10 protein-coding genes and 1 tRNA gene are annotated in these 13,590 nt (G+C 65.2%); 8 read left to right on the forward strand and 3 right to left on the reverse strand.

Annotated features, from left to right (window positions below; genetic code table 11):
* Positions 1–26: 26 nt before the first annotated feature.
* From pcaQ to RA21_RS18045, 3 genes are all read left to right on the forward strand, one after another.
* Positions 27–953, forward strand: coding sequence for a pca operon transcription factor PcaQ (pcaQ, locus tag RA21_RS18035; RefSeq protein ID WP_039151536.1), 927 nt, complete (start codon positions 27–29; stop codon positions 951–953).
* Between the two features lie 304 nt (positions 954–1,257).
* Positions 1,258–2,916, forward strand: coding sequence for a transcriptional regulator (locus tag RA21_RS18040; protein WP_019294948.1), 1,659 nt, complete (start codon positions 1,258–1,260; stop codon positions 2,914–2,916).
* A gap of 214 nt (positions 2,917–3,130) precedes the next feature.
* On the forward strand, positions 3,131–5,785 hold the full coding sequence (locus tag RA21_RS18045) for a methyl-accepting chemotaxis protein (RefSeq protein WP_039151539.1): 2,655 nt from the start codon (positions 3,131–3,133) through the stop codon (positions 5,783–5,785).
* Positions 5,786–5,925: 140 nt separating this feature from the next.
* Here RA21_RS18045 and RA21_RS18050 read toward each other — a convergent pair.
* Together RA21_RS18050 and RA21_RS18055 are read right to left on the reverse strand one after the other, a co-directional pair.
* Positions 5,926–6,001: transfer RNA gene (locus RA21_RS18050), tRNA-Ala, on the reverse strand.
* 185 nt (positions 6,002–6,186) lie between these two features.
* On the reverse strand, positions 6,187–6,513 hold the full coding sequence (locus tag RA21_RS18055; protein ID WP_039151541.1) for a TIGR02300 family protein: 327 nt from the start codon (positions 6,511–6,513) through the stop codon (positions 6,187–6,189).
* Positions 6,514–6,613: 100 nt separating this feature from the next.
* Here RA21_RS18055 and RA21_RS18060 point away from each other — a divergent pair, with 100 nt between their 5' ends.
* From RA21_RS18060 to RA21_RS18075, 4 genes are all read left to right on the forward strand, one after another.
* Entirely contained in the window at positions 6,614–7,300 is a 687-nt protein-coding gene (locus RA21_RS18060; protein ID WP_039151542.1) for a M48 family metallopeptidase, read from the forward strand.
* Between the two features lie 84 nt (positions 7,301–7,384).
* The gene (locus tag RA21_RS18065) at positions 7,385–9,241 is read left to right on the forward strand and encodes an adenylate/guanylate cyclase domain-containing protein (RefSeq protein WP_039151544.1); all 1,857 of its coding nucleotides are present in this window, start codon (positions 7,385–7,387) and stop codon (positions 9,239–9,241) included.
* 53 nt (positions 9,242–9,294) lie between these two features.
* Positions 9,295–9,951, forward strand: a complete 657-nt coding sequence (locus RA21_RS18070) for a GntR family transcriptional regulator (RefSeq protein ID WP_019294953.1) — start codon at positions 9,295–9,297, stop codon at positions 9,949–9,951.
* A 55-nt stretch (positions 9,952–10,006) separates the two neighbouring features.
* Positions 10,007–12,244, forward strand: a complete 2,238-nt coding sequence (locus RA21_RS18075; RefSeq protein WP_039151546.1) for a tetratricopeptide repeat protein — start codon at positions 10,007–10,009, stop codon at positions 12,242–12,244.
* A 31-nt stretch (positions 12,245–12,275) separates the two neighbouring features.
* Here RA21_RS18075 and RA21_RS18080 read toward each other — a convergent pair whose 3' ends face one another.
* The gene (locus RA21_RS18080; protein WP_039151548.1) at positions 12,276–13,037 is read right to left on the reverse strand and encodes a YdhR family protein; all 762 of its coding nucleotides are present in this window, start codon (positions 13,035–13,037) and stop codon (positions 12,276–12,278) included.
* 89 nt (positions 13,038–13,126) lie between these two features.
* On the opposite strand from RA21_RS18080, the gene RA21_RS18085 reads away from it, so the two are divergent.
* Positions 13,127–13,540, forward strand: coding sequence for a winged helix-turn-helix transcriptional regulator (locus tag RA21_RS18085; protein ID WP_019294956.1), 414 nt, complete (start codon positions 13,127–13,129; stop codon positions 13,538–13,540).
* The last annotated feature ends 50 nt before the right edge of the window (positions 13,541–13,590 follow it).

The raw sequence follows: 13,590 nt of genomic DNA on the forward strand, positions 1-13,590 counted from the left end.
AGGCATAAACAAATAACCTGTGTGATATGCGTCTATCGTCATCCTTGAAGCTGCGCCATCTGGAGGTCTTCGTCGAAGTCGCCCGCAAGATGAGCGTCACCCAGGCGGCGGAGGCGCTGGGGATGTCCCAGCCCGCTGTCACCCGGGCTCTGCGAGAGCTGGAAGCGGTCTGCGGCAAGCCTCTGGTGGAGAAACATGGCCGCGGCATCCGGCTCAGCAGCTATGGCGAGCTGTTCCGTGATCATGCAGGCCGCAGCCTGGCGCTGGCCCGCGACGGTGTGGCGCTGCTGCGCGGCCTGGATGAAGCCGATGGGCCGCTGGTTGCCATCGGCGCCCTGCCCACGGCGGCGGCAGATCTGGTTCCGGACACGCTGGCAGAGCTGCGCAGCAGCGGCGCACCGGGCCGGTTCGTGGTGGTGTCCGGGGACAACCGCTATCTGATCGACCAGCTGCGCCGGGGCAGGCTGGATGTGGTGGTTGGGCGGATGCCGGCGCCGGAGACCATGGCTGGGATCGGTTTCGATCCGCTTTACCGCGAGCGTGTGGCCGCAGTTGTGGCCCGGGACCACCCGCTGGCCAGTGCCGGCCGCCTGCTGCCTTCTGCCTTTGAGGACTATCCGGTGCTGATGCCGTCAGAAGGGGCGGTGATCCGGCCGCTGGTGGAACGGATGTTTCTGGAGCAAGGGCTGGCGATGCCCCGGTTCCCGGTTGAAACCGTTTCGTCCAGTTTCGGGCGGCGCTTTGTGCTGGCACATCAGGCAATCTGGATCATAAGCCAGGGCGTGGTGCGGCCGGACCTTGACGCGGGCACGATGACGGCTTTGCCGTTTGACACCAGCACCACCCTTGGGCCGGTCGGCCTGTGTGCCCGTCTGGAGCACCAGCTGTCACCCGCTGCGGCGCGGTTCTGCAATGCCTTGCGCAGCACTTGTAAGGAACGGGGACTGGGGTAGCCTGCAATTGCCAATGTGAGCGGTTGCTTTTTATAGCATTAAATGCACCTTTTGCGAGCATTTACCCATCTCTTGAGTCTGGGGCAGCGGTGCAGGGCTGTTTCTGCGCGTCATTTATGTCGCAACTTTCCTTACTTTATACCACTGAATTTAAATACATTATACAGCTCGCCTTCTCTCTTCTGGCAGGCTGCTGAAGGTGAATTTTCCGGATAATGCAATCAGTAATTGCAAAACAACCTAAAGGTGTGCACCATAACGGTACTTTAATATTGAATGTATCACGCGTGGAGTGGGGTGGCAGATGACTGTTCTTCTGAAAATTCGCCGGTTCGGAGCTTTTGGTGTTTTCCATGCGGACGGGGCGGGCGTGCAGCTTGGCGCCAAGCATCAGGCTCTGATGGCTTTGCTGTCCACTGCTGAGGGCGGTATCCGCACCAGGGCCTTTCTGGAGAAGACATTGTGGTGCCTGGCGCAGCCGGAGCAGGCCAAGGCCAGTTTGCGCACGGCCCTGTCGACGCTGCGGCGGCACCTTGGACCGGAGGCGGCCAGGCTGCTCTATGCCAACCGGGAGCGGGTCATTCTGGACCTGACCCGGGTGGAGCTGGACAGCCGCGCGGGCGGGGCAGACTTCATGGAAGGCTTCGAGCTGCCGCATGAAGCTGTGTTCAATACCTGGCTGGATGAGGCCCGGACAGAGCTTTCCCGCAGGCCCGCGGTTCCGGCTGCCCAAGGGGGCACGTCGCCGGGCCGGGTGATCCTGGATGGGCTGCTGCCTTCCATTGCAGTACTGCCCTTTGTGCACCGGTCCCCGGGGGAAGCAACCGCGCCGCTCGGCTCGCTGATCTCAGAAGAACTGTCGCGCTACCTGTCGCGCAGCTGGGCATTCTCGGTCACCTCCTATTTGGCCTCCCGCCAGTTCGACCCGGCAACCGTGCGCCCGGCGGAGGTTTCCTCGGTGGCTGGCGCAGACTATCTGGTGTCGGGCGCAGTCACTTGCAGCAGGGGCCGTTTCCATGCCGAAATCGACCTGCATGATGCGGTGCGGGAAAAGGTGATCTGGTCACGCAGGTTCGAAGGCTCGCTGGACAATCTGATGGAGGGCCGCAGCTCTGTACTGCGCAACGCCACCTTGCAGATCGGCCAGACCGCCGCGGGCGAGGCGGTGCGGCTGGCCGATTTCAAGCCGCTGGCGGGGTTGGAAAGCCACACCCTGCTGATGGCCGCCATATCCTTGATGCAGGAAATGGATGTGCAGAAATTCCAGCAGGCCTACGGTATCCTGTCGCATTTGCTGGAGCGTGAGCCTGGCCACGCGCTGCCGCTGACCTGGATGGGATTCTGGCATGTGATGCGGGTCGAACGCGGGCTGTCCCGCAACCGCGAGGAAGACAGCCGGCTGGCTTGCCAGATGGCTGATGCCGCGACTGAGGCCGCGCCGGGGTTTTCCTTGGCCCATACTCTCAAGGGGTTGATTTCCAGCCACCTGACCTTCCGCTTCGATCAGGCCCTGGACGCATATGATCTCGCGCTGCGCGATAACCCGAACGAGGCGCTGGCGCTGCTGCTCAAGGGCGCAACGCTGGCCTATCAGGATATGGCGGACGAAGCCGTGCAGATGACCGATGCCGCCCGGCGCCTGACGCCGCTGGGGCCGCAATGCTACTATTTCGATGCGTTGTCGGCACTGGCAAACCTGTCGGCGCGCAATTACGGCCGCGCCATCGAACTGGCGGACCGCTCGCTTGAGGCCAAGCAGGCCTTCCCGGTGCCGTTGCGGTCCAAGGCGATTGCGCTGCAGATGTCGGGCCAGGACGCGGAGGCGCGCAGCACCGTCCAAAAGCTGCTGGAGGCAGCGCCGGAATTCTGCCTGTCGCAATTCCAGCGCGATAACCCGGCTGCCATGAGCCCGGCTGGCCAGGAATGGGCCAGCGCCCTGCGGCAGGCCGGCGTTCCGGATTAACCGTTCCAGAGCTGCCCTGGCCGGAGGCGGCGGCTGCGCGAATGTTGGCGGCCTGCGCAAGCGGGTCGTTAAAATACGCGGTAATATCCGCCGCATTCTCACCCTTTCTTTACGTCTTGCGGCCCTTCTTTAGGGAAATGCAGGCCCCTGCACTTCAGCGGGGCCAGCGCTGCTAGAAGTGCCCGGGGTGCGGGCTGAAGACTTGGGTGATAGAATGAGTTCGAAGAAAGACCTCCCGGCGAAACGCAGGTTCCGGCTGTTTTCCAGCATCGGTGCTAAGATCACGCTGATCCTGATGGCAATGGGCGCGACGGCGGCAGTCGGCGGTGTTCTTGTCACCCTTGTGTTTGCCCAGACCGGCCGCCAGATGGAGGTCCTGACCGGCGAGAAAGTACCGCAACTGGAACTCAGCAGCCGCATGGTTAATGCTGCAAGCCAGGCCAAGAATGCGATGATTGGCGTGCTGCAGGCCGCCTCGGTGGAGGAGCTGGCAGCAGCAGAGGAGGCCGCCGCTGCCGCGGTTTCCACCCTTGAGGGCAGTGTTGCGGAGCTTCCTGCGGAAGAGCAGGCTCAATTCGCCCCTGAGGCGGCAGCGTCCTCGGAGCGGCTCAGCAACCTGCTTGCTGCGCGCCAGGCAGCGTTCCGCAATCAGGCCTGGATCGACACCCAGACTGCTGACCTTCAGACCCTCAGCCAGGGGGTGCAGGAAAAACTGGTTCAAGTGGCGGCTGAGGCGCGCGACAGCCTGATGGATGGCGGTGAGGAGACCATTATCCAGGTCGACGAGGTCCTGAACAATCTGGTGGACCAGCAGTTTGGCAGCTTGCAGACCCTGCTGGAAGCGCGTGCTGACATCAGTATTCTGTCCGGTGCTGCGCTGGCGCTGGGCCATGTCCGCGATGTGCCAACCAAGCGCGCGCTCAAGAAGATGGCGACTGATGCCCTGAAACGGCTGGAACCTGTTTTGGGCCGCCTTGAAGAGCTGGGCCTCGATGCGTTCCGCGCCAAAAAGGTGACGGAGGGGGTTGAACTGTTCCGCTACACTCTGACAGCCAGCCGCAAGGAATTGAAGGAAAGCCGCAAACAGGTGCTGAGCGCCCGGAATGCCAGCGTCCGGCCGCTGACCCAGGCGATGGAGCGGATGGTGTTCACCCTGTCGGTCGCCGCCACCCAGGCCAGCGCCGACAACCGCACTGCCATTCAGGGGCTGCTGGACAATCAGGTTGATGTGCTTTTGCGCCTGCTGGAGATCAACGGCTGGACCAGCGCTTTCCAGGTTGCGGCGCTGGATATGGCGGCCGCGCATGGTATCGAAGCCGCCAATGCTGCCGCTGTCCCGCTGCAGGAGGCAGCTGCGGCGCTGCAAGGCTATACCGGATTCGGCGGCGGCGTTTTTGCAGCGGAGCTGGAAGGCATGATAGGGCTGGCGGACCCTTCCCAGGGGCTGCCGGCATTCAAAGTCGCCTCGCTGGAGGCCGCGGCGGAAGCGGACGCAGCTTCTGAGGCCACGGTCGAGGCGGTTCTGCAATTTGCCCGCCGTGCAACCGCGCTGGGCAATGAAAGCCAGCTTGAGATCGCCGCAATAGCTAACGGTCTTGCAGCCGATGTAACGGGGGCGCAGCACCAATTGCAGGTCCTGGCTGCAGTCTCCGCCGGAGTGTTCGTGGCCGCTTTGATCCTGACCCGGATCCTGATCCTGCGCCCATTGGCGGACATCAGCGGCACGACAGAGCGCCTGGCGGCAGGCAACCTGCGCCCGGTGAAAGGGTACGAGCGGTCCAGTGATGAAATCCGCCGCATTGCCATGGCTCTTGCGGTGTTCCGTGACGGTCTGGTGGAAAAGGCTGAGGTCGAAGCCGCGTCCAATGAGGAGCGCAATGCCCGTCTGGCGGAACAGACCGTTGCCGTAACCGCAATCGGCAACGGGCTGGAGCGGCTGTCGCAAGGCGACCTGACCTTCCGCATCCGCGAAGAAATGGGCGAGGGCTACGCCAAGCTGCGGGACGATTTTAACGCGGCACTGGAAAAGCTCGAAGCTTCGGTGCGCAGCCTCAGCGCCAACGGTCAGTCCATTGCCGGTGTCAGTACCGAAATTTCTGCCGCCTCCCACGACTTGTCGGAACGGTCTGAGCGCACCGCGCAAACCCTGGCGGGCACTGCTGCCGCGGTGAATCAGCTGTCGGTGTCGATCGCCGGCACCGCTCAGGCTTCGGGTGAGGCCTCCGCTTCTGTCGAAGCGGCCCGCCGCAACGCGACCGGCAGCATTGATGTGGTGAAGCGCACCTATGGCGCCATGGAGGCGATCAAGGAAAGCTCCGAAAAGATCTCCCGCATCATCGGCATGATCGAAGCGATTGCCCAGCAGACCAACCTGCTGGCGCTGAATGCCGGCGTTGAGGCCGCCCGCGCAGGCTCCGTCGGCAAGGGGTTTGCCGTTGTCGCCTCCGAGGTCCGCACCCTGGCACACCGGTCCAAGGAGGCTGCGACCGAAATCGCCGCCCTTGTCGATGAGGCCAGCCAGAATGTCGAACTGGGTGCTGACCTGGTCGAGCAGACCCGCGCCGCCATCGGTGAAATCTCGGAATCCGTCGCCAGTGCTGCCGACCTTATGAAAACAATCTCCCAGGCCTCCTCGGAACAGTCCGGAAGCCTGCAGGAGATCAACTCGGCGATGGCCAATCTCGACGATGCCACCACGCGCAATGCGGGGCTGTTTGAAGAAGTTACATCCTCCAGCCAAGGGCTCTCGAAAGAGGCCCAGGCCATGGCTGGCGCCCTTGGCGCCTTCCGCACCAACACGGCTGCGGCGGAACCGGCCTGGGAGGAGGAGGCGCTGTCAGGGGAAGACAGCTGGCGGCTTCAAGCCTGATGGCAATATGGCCTGGCTGCCTCACGGGGCGGCCGGCGCAGTCGCGCGCAATGGGGCTGTTGCCAAGCGTCCGGAGCCGTGGATTGCAGCGCGGCACAAGTGCAATGCTCGGTCTTCGCAGGTGTTCAAAAGAGAAGATTTGGTGGAGCCTAGCGGGATCGAACCGCTGACCTCCTGCATGCCATGCAGGCGCTCTCCCAGCTGAGCTAAGGCCCCAAACCTGTCCGCTTTCAGTGTCCGTTCCGTCTCCGGTGCGGTCCGTCTTGCGGTGTGAGCGTCGTTTACGGGACGGCGGCGCGGGCTGCAAGCGGAAAAATGCACCGGGTCCGAAATTTTTTGCCACCGGTCAAAGCGGACGGTCCGGGGACAGCAGGCCGCGCCCCCGAACCGCTTGAAACGCCTTAGGAATCGTCGTCCGGCGACGACATGTCGGCGATGTCGTCCAGCGAGACGTTGTCATCATCATCGTCATCATCCAGGACATCATCTCCCAGATCGACATCGACGTCTTCGTCATCATCCAGGACCACGTCATCCGCGTCCATGTTCTCTTTGGCCTTCAGGGTGGCCGCATCTTCGGCATCTGCTTCGATCATCCGGGTCTTGCCGGTATCCAGCTCGACGACCTCGCCCGTGTAGGGGCTGACGATCGGGTCCTTGTTCAGGTCATAAAAGCGCTTGCCAGTGGTGGGGCAGACGCGCTTTACACCCCATTCTTCCTTGGGCATGTGGATCCCCTTGATTTACTGGTGAGTCGTATCGACGATTCCGGTGCCTTGCCATATGAGGGGGGCACTGTCAAAGCCAAAGCCTGGAAAGGGCGCGCGCATGGCCGACTATCATCTCTCCGGGAACCCGCCAGTGCCGCTGACTCTGCGCCGTTCTGCTCGGGCGCGGCGGATCAGCCTGCGGATTTCCTCGCTGGACGGGCGGGTGACGCTGACCCTTCCTAAGGGGCTGCCGGAGCGCACCGCGCTGGCCTTTGCCGAGGAAAAAGCCGACTGGATCCGGGCCAACCTGGAAAAACACCCTGACGCGGTGGAGGCAGTCTATGGCGCGGTGCTGCCCATCGACGGACAGGACCGGGTAATCGAGCCCGCACCAGGCCGCCGCATCCAGCTGGATGCCGGCCGAATCGCAGTACCGGGATCCAATCCGGGCCGGCCCTTGCAGCGGTACCTCAAGGAACTGGCGCGCAACCGGCTGGCCGAGGCTTCCGATTTCTACGCTGCCCGGCTGGGCCGGGGCTACAGCCGCCTGACCCTGCGCGACACCCGCTCCCGCTGGGGGTCCTGCACTGCGGACGGTGGGCTGATGTATTCCTGGCGGCTGATCCTGGCACCGCCCGCGGTGCTGCGCTATGTCGCCGCCCATGAGGTGGCGCATCTGGCGGAAATGAACCACTCGCAGGCCTTCTGGGACACGGTGGAGCGCATCCACGGCCGCTGGCAGGAACCGCGCGCCTGGCTGCGCGAAAACGGCGCCAGCCTGCACCGCTTCCGTTTCGGCGAATAGAATCAGGGCTTTGAGCCGGCGGGTGCGCGGGCTAAGCTGACACCAGTTGCAGTTGCCAGTTCCCGGTCAAAAGGCCCGTGTCCCGTGTCAGACAAGCCGCAAAGACGCCTTGCCGCCATCTTCATGCTGGATGTCTCCGGCTTCAGCCGGATGATGGCCCAGGACGAGGCCGGCACCCTGAACCAGGTGCTGGCACAGCAGCAGACATTGATTGCGCCCGCCATCCGCAGCCATGGCGGCCGCATCGTCAAGCTGATGGGCGACGGGGTGCTGGCGCTGTTTCCCAGCGTGATCTCGGCTGTGGAGGCCGCAGCGCAGATCCAGTCGGATGCGGCGCGCACCCGGCATCTGCAGCTGCGCATCGGCATCAATCTGGGCGAGGTGCTAATCGCCCAGGGCGACGTTTTCGGCGACGAGGTGAACATCGCTGCCCGGCTCGAAAGCCTGGCGCAGCCCGGCGGGGTGGCGCTGTCGGCCGCCGCCTATGACCAAGTCCGCAACCGCATTCCCTACGACTTCGAGGATTTCGGTCTGCATGAGGTTAAGAATATTCCCGATCCGGTGCAGGTCTTTGTCCTTGGAGAAGAACTGACCTCGCTGCCGTCCTTGCGCCGCAGCACCCAGCCGCCCAGGCCGCCCGCGCCTGCGCAGCGCGCCGGCATGCGCCCCGCGGTGCTGCTGCTGGCAGGCTGCCTGGGGGCGGCCACAGCTGTGGCCGGGATCTGGGGCTGGCAGCAAGCGGGCCGCCAGGGCAGCGCCGCACCCGTGCCCGGTCAGCCCGCTGCCGCGGCATTTGAGGGCCGCCCGGTGATTGCGGTGCTGCCTTTCACAGCCGAGACGTTGCAGCCGGAAACCGCGCGGATGCTGTCGCAGGACGTGACCCGCAGCCTGGCTGCCGCCAGCGATGTCCGCATTATTGCGCCGTCCAGCAGCCGTGCCGCTGCAGGTCTGCTGCCGGGCGAGGCTGCGGCGCTCTTGGGGGCGGATTTCGTGGTCACGGGCCATTTGCCCGGCACCCTCCATGACGGGGTGCGATTAGAGATCCTGCAGGCAGCGGCTGGCAGCGGCGGCGAGGCCGGGGCAAAACCGCTCAGCATTCTGCCGCCGCAGCGGCTGGCAGCTGCGGCGCCACTGGCCCCGCAGCTTGCGGCAAACATTGTCCGTTACTTCGGAAAACCCTTGCCGGAGCCTGTCCGCCCGGAAGTGCCTGACGACGCGGTGGTGCAGCTGCTGGCCGCCCGCAGCCTGAGGGAGCAAGGCAGTCGCAGCGGGGCGGAGCTGGCCCTGCGCAGGGCGCTGCAGATGGCTCCGGATTGGCCGGAAGCACAGGCGCTGGCGGCGCTTTGGCACCTCGATATGCTGACCGGCCCGGTGGCCGCACTGCCGCAGCGCGCGGCAGAGGCGGCGCAGATCGCGGCCGGATTGCCGCCACAGGCTGGCGTCCTGCAACTGCGGGCGCTGGCGGCGCAGTTTGCCGGTGAACCCGACGCAGCCTTGCGGCTGGCCGAACAATCGGCTGAGGCCTACCCCAACGACGCTCAAGGTCAGCTGCTGCGTGCCTGGCTGCTTCATCTGACCGGACAAGGGAGCGGCGCTCAAAAAGTTCTCGGCCTTGTCCGCCAACTGGATCCGCTGTCGCAGCCAATGGCCCTGACACTGCAGTCCTCGATGCACCTTGCGGCCGGGCAGGACGCGGAAGCCGCAGCGGCGGCGGCCGAGGCCCTGGCGCTGGAGCCTGCGGCGCAGCAGGCGCGGGTGCTGCTCTGCGCCAGCCTGGCTGCACTGGGCAGTTTTGACGAGGCCGCCGCCGCCTGCGCCGGGCTCAAAGGCGCGCCGCTGACGCTGGATCAGGCGGCAGCAGCCTTTCCCTATTCTGCCGCGGCCCCGCGGCGGGCGCTGCGCACCGGTCTCAGCCTGGCCGGACTTGCGGGCCGCCCCTGACGCGCGCAATTTGCGCGGTTGACCGCAGCGGGATTTGTGATCACATGAATGGTATGAACCAGACTGTCCGCCCCGCCCAGGAAGCCGCCTCAGCGCCCGCTCATGACCGTGTTTACCGCGCCCTGCGCACTCGCATCATGCATGGCGAGATCACCCCCGGCGCCGCGCTGACCCTGCGCGGAATCGGCGGTGAATTCGGCGTTTCGATGACACCCGCCCGCGAAGCGGTGCGACGCCTGGCTGCCGAGGGTGCACTGTTTCTGTCTTCCTCAGGCAGGGTGACGACGCCGGAGCTGACAAACGAACGGATCGAGGAACTGGCTGCCCTGCGCGCATTGCTGGAGGTGGAACTGGCCAGCCGCGCCCTGCCGCGCGCGCACATGGCGCTGATCGACCGGCTGCAGACGATCAATTCCAACGTCGCTGAGATGGTCTCGAAACGCGATGCGGTCGGTTACATCCGCACCAATCTGGAGTTTCACCGCACACTCTACCTGCGCGCCCAGGCGCCCGCGATGCTTGCGATGGCGGAAACCGTCTGGCTGCAGCTGGGGCCCACGATGCGTGCTCTCTATGGCCGGTTGCGCCGCACCGATCCGCCGCAGAACCACCGTCTGATCATCGCCGCACTCAAGGCGGGGGATGAGCCTGGCCTGCGGCTGGCGGTGCGCTCCGACGTCACCCAGGGCCTGCGGCTGCTGGCAAGCTAAGCCGGTCTGTGAAACCGGTTCCCAGGCTGCGGGTGAACTGGTACACTCCAAGCCTATGAAAAGCCCTTCAAATCGCCGCCTGGCAGCGATCCTGGCTGCTGATGTGGCGGGCTATTCCCGGCTGACCGCCGCGGATGAAGAAGGCACGGTTGCCGCCCTTCGCGCCATCCGCAGCGAGGTGGTCGAGCCGCTGACAGAGCAGCACGGCGGCCGTATCGCCAATACCGCGGGTGACAGTTTCCTGATCGAGTTCCGCAGCGCCGTTGATGCCCTGCGCGCGGCTCTCAGCATCCAGGACAGGCTGCAGGCCCGCAATGCCGGCGTGGCAGCGGACCGCGCCATCCTGCTGCGCATCGGCCTCAACGTGGGCGACGTCATCTCCAACGGCGGGGACATCCTGGGCGACGGCGTCAATGTGGCGGCCCGGCTGGAAGCCCTGGCAGAGCCGGGTGGCATCACCGCCTCGCAGGCTGTGGCCAGCTATGCCCGCAAAAGCATCGCTGCGGACTACATCCCGATGGGCCCGCAAAAGGTCAAGAATATACCGGAGCCGGTGGAGGCTTACCGGGTCCAAAAGGCCGGGCAGGCGCCGCGGCCGGCATCCGGGCCCAAGGCCTCTCGCTCCCGGCTGGCCGCAGGGGCCGGCCTTCTCGCCGCCGCTGCAGCAGTAGCGGTATTGTGGATTGCACCCTGGCAGCCCAACCCGGACCAGGCGGTGGCGGCGCGGATGGCCTTCCCGCTGCCGGACCTGCCCTCCATTGCGGTGCTGCCGCTTGCCGACACCACCGGTGACAGCGGCAACGCGATGCTGGCGGATGGTTTTTCTGAGGACCTGATCACCGACCTGTCGCGGATTTCCGGCCTGTTCGTGATCTCCGGCAACAGCTCCTTTGCCTATCAGGATCAGCAGATCAGTCCCGCCCAGTTCGCCGAGGAGCTGGGCGTGCGCTATGTGGTCGACGGCAGTCTGCGCCGCACCGGCGCGGCGTTCCGGGCCACTGTGCGTCTGACCGACACGGCCAGCGGCCAGCTGGTCTGGGCAGAGCGGTTCGATGGCCCGCTGGAGGATGTCTTCGCGCTCCAGGACCGCATCGCTCTGGCCATCGCCCAGGCGCTTGGCCTGTCCTTGGACGCTGAAGAGCGCAGCGGCATCGAACAGCAGGACACCGCCACTATCGCCGCGCGCGAAGCCTTCCAGCAGGGCTGGGAACTGTACGCGCGGTTCAACGAGCAGGACAATCTGGCCGCAATCCCGCATTTCGAACAGGCGGTGGTGCTGGATCCGGGCTATGGCCGCGCCTGGGCTGTCCTGGCAATGGCGCATCTGCGCCCGCATATCCTGCACCACTGGCGGGGCTACACCCCGGCCACCGGCCAGACGCACATCGGCCAGTTCTACAAACACCTGCGCGAAGCTGTCCGGCACGACACGCCGCTCCGGCACGTGATCCGGGCGATGGTGCTCTTGAACCTGCCGGACTGGGAGGGGGTCTATGGCGGCAGCCGCGGCACCATCGAGGCCCGGCAGGAAGCGGCCAAAGCGATTGCCCTCCAGCCCAGCGATCCTGAGGCTCATCTGACAATGGGCTGGGCGCTGATTGCCGCGGGTGAGCCGGAACAGGGGCTGGCCTTTGTCCGCGCCGCCATGCGGCTTGATCCCAAGCATCCCAGCCACTACGCGCTGTTCGAGGCGGCAGCCCTTTTTGCAATGGATGATCTGCTGCAGGCCGCCGACGTGCTGCAGGCGGAGTTGGACCGCAACCCGCATGCCAGCGAGCTGATGCCGGTTGCGGCCTCTGTGCTGGCGTTGCAGGGGGATCTTCGGGCTGCGCGTGAAATGGTGGAGCGCTGGCACAGCGGCGGCAGCACCGCCTCGCTGCCGGCCGCGGTGCAGGACTATTTCTTCATCCTGCGCTGGACCGGCGCCAGCCAGCACTTGAACCGGCGGCTGTCAGACGGGCTGCGGCTGGCGGCGCTGCCGCCGGGCACAACAGTCGCCAGCCTGAGGGCGGAACTGTCGCTGTCCGATGCCAGCACCCAGCGCCAGGCGGCGCGGGCGCTGGGCTTGTTCGGCGCTGCGGCAGCCCCGGCGGTGCCGGAGCTGACCGCGCTTCTGGACAGCCCCTCCGCCTTTGTGCGCAAGGAGGCCGCCAATGCCCTCGGCAGTATTGGCGCAGCGGCTGAGCCGGCCTTGGCGGCTCTGGACTCCCTCGCTGGCACGGGTCTGGCCGGTAAACGTGCGGCCCTGGCTGCGGAACGAATCCGCAGCAGCCTTGCTGAGAAGGACCTCTGACAGGGGCGGCTGTTGTGAACCCGGCCGGGCGTCAGGCGGCCGGGCTGTAGTAGGGTGAATTCATCGCCCGGCTGGCGGTCTCCGTCAGCGCCGCGTCAAACACCCGTGTATAGAAGGCACAGCCCAGCTCTGCGGCCGTTTCCGGGAACATTTTCACCGCAAAATCCAGCGCCTGATCCAGCGTGGCGAAGGCATCGAACCCGCCTAGCGTCTGTGTCTGCAGCCCGCTCAGCCAGACCTTGTTCTGCAGCCCCGGCAGCATCTTCAGCGCCTTGTTGCGGGCCTGCCAGGGCGCGTCTTCAAACGGGACCGACAGTTGCAGCTCGGTATAGACAAAGGCGCCGGGGGCTGCTGCCGGGCCGCCGTAATGCACCGCGCCCATGTCGCGGCTGGCGGCTTCGGTCACCTCTGCATCAAACACCCGAGTGTTATGCGCGACGCCAAAGACGCGCGGCTCTGACGGGAAATAACCGGTCACGAATTCGCGTGCGTTTTCAATGCTGTCAAAACCATAGAAACCGCCCAGCGAGTTGTTGCCGTGGCCCGACAGCCAGGTCTTGTTCAGGAACCCCGGCTGCTGCCGGATCTGCTCGTTGATCTGCTGCCAGGGCGCCTGGCCAAACGGCACGGAGATGGCAACTTCGGTATAGACAAAGGCTTTGGGGGTCATGGCAGTTTCCTGTGCTTTGGGAAGGGAGGGCAGCAGCAGCGCGCCCGCTGAGGCGGCCAGCAACTGGCGGCGGGACAGCTGCGATCGTTCGCGGGATTCCGCGTTCGTTGGTGTCTTATTCATGGTCACTCCTGATTGCTTGCGTTTTGCAAGTGATTCAATGGCTCGCATGAGTGCTTGCACTTTGCAAGTGAAAACTTTAGGCAGGCTGTATGACCCAATCGCGCAGCAAATACGACTCCGGCTGTCCCGTCGCCTATGCGCTGGACATTTTCGGGGACCGCTGGAGCCTTCTGGTGATCCGCGACATGGCGGTGAAGGGCGCGCGCACCTATGGCGAGTTGCTGGCAGGGTGGGAGGGGATCTCCACCAACATCCTGGCGCAGCGGCTGAAGCAGCTGGAAGAGGCGGGCATCGTCACCAAGGCCAAGGATCCGGACAATGGCCGCAGTTACGTTTATGCGCTGACAGAAAAGGGCCGCGGCCTAGCGCCGGTGCTGATCGAGATTGCCCTGTGGAGCGGTCGCCACAACCCCGCCGCCCACGCCATGACCGGTTTCCTGGACAAGATCGAGGCCGACCGGCCCGGAACTGAGGCCAGGATGCGGGCAGGGGAGCTGCCCTGAGGCTGGTCTCCTGGTTTCGGCAACAGGGCCGCTGGCCGCAGCTTTCACAA

Origin of the sequence: Leisingera sp. ANG-DT (assembly GCF_000813785.1) — a bacterium.
In the GTDB taxonomy this organism is placed as follows: Bacteria; Pseudomonadota; Alphaproteobacteria; order Rhodobacterales; family Rhodobacteraceae; genus Leisingera.

What these genes read in the sequence shown, in the direction of transcription:
- pcaQ (WP_039151536.1), top strand. Translation starts at nt 27, where the DNA reads ATGCGTCTATCGTCATCCTTGAAGCTGCGCCATCTGGAGGTCTTCGTC.
- RA21_RS18040 (WP_019294948.1), top strand. Translation starts at nt 1,258, where the DNA reads ATGACTGTTCTTCTGAAAATTCGCCGGTTCGGAGCTTTTGGTGTTTTC.
- RA21_RS18045 (WP_039151539.1), top strand. Translation starts at nt 3,131, where the DNA reads ATGAGTTCGAAGAAAGACCTCCCGGCGAAACGCAGGTTCCGGCTGTTT.
- RA21_RS18055 (WP_039151541.1), bottom strand. Translation starts at nt 6,513, where the DNA reads ATGCCCAAGGAAGAATGGGGTGTAAAGCGCGTCTGCCCCACCACTGGC.
- RA21_RS18060 (WP_039151542.1), top strand. Translation starts at nt 6,614, where the DNA reads ATGGCCGACTATCATCTCTCCGGGAACCCGCCAGTGCCGCTGACTCTG.
- RA21_RS18070 (WP_019294953.1), top strand. Translation starts at nt 9,295, where the DNA reads ATGAACCAGACTGTCCGCCCCGCCCAGGAAGCCGCCTCAGCGCCCGCT.
- RA21_RS18075 (WP_039151546.1), top strand. Translation starts at nt 10,007, where the DNA reads ATGAAAAGCCCTTCAAATCGCCGCCTGGCAGCGATCCTGGCTGCTGAT.
- RA21_RS18080 (WP_039151548.1), bottom strand. Translation starts at nt 13,037, where the DNA reads ATGAATAAGACACCAACGAACGCGGAATCCCGCGAACGATCGCAGCTG.
- RA21_RS18085 (WP_019294956.1), top strand. Translation starts at nt 13,127, where the DNA reads ATGACCCAATCGCGCAGCAAATACGACTCCGGCTGTCCCGTCGCCTAT.